Origin of the sequence: uncultured Polaribacter sp., assembly GCF_947500975.1 — a bacterium.
GTDB lineage: Bacteria > Bacteroidota > Bacteroidia > Flavobacteriales > Flavobacteriaceae > Polaribacter.
On sequence record NZ_CANMUE010000071.1, the window covers coordinates 1 to 329 of the forward strand.

Annotated in this window: 1 protein-coding gene; it reads right to left on the reverse strand. The window is 39.8% G+C overall.

From position 1 onward, the window contains the following. On the reverse strand, nt 1-329 hold a 329-nt coding region (locus tag Q0733_RS13050; RefSeq protein WP_298782780.1), incomplete at both ends, for a hypothetical protein.

The following is a 329-nucleotide window of genomic DNA, read 5'->3' on the forward strand; positions in this document are numbered from 1 at the left end:
CTAACCATAAAGTATAGTTATAATTTTGAGGGCCAAGACAATCAGCAATTTGCTTTTCATATGGCACAAACAAAGGTCTCGAATAAGAAGTGTTTGAGTTAGAATTAGAATTGCTTTGACTTCCTCCACCTCCACCAGTAGGAGAAGGGTCGTTGTCTGTTGACCCTCCAAAATAACCACCATTATTTCCTGTAAAACCACCACCAGAATTACTTCCTCCATTTGTACTTCCTCCACCTCCACCAGAAGTTCCTCCACAAGAAAGAAGTCCTATTGCTCCAGATGAATCATCTTGATAAAACCAACAACCACTTGCATGATCATAGAAA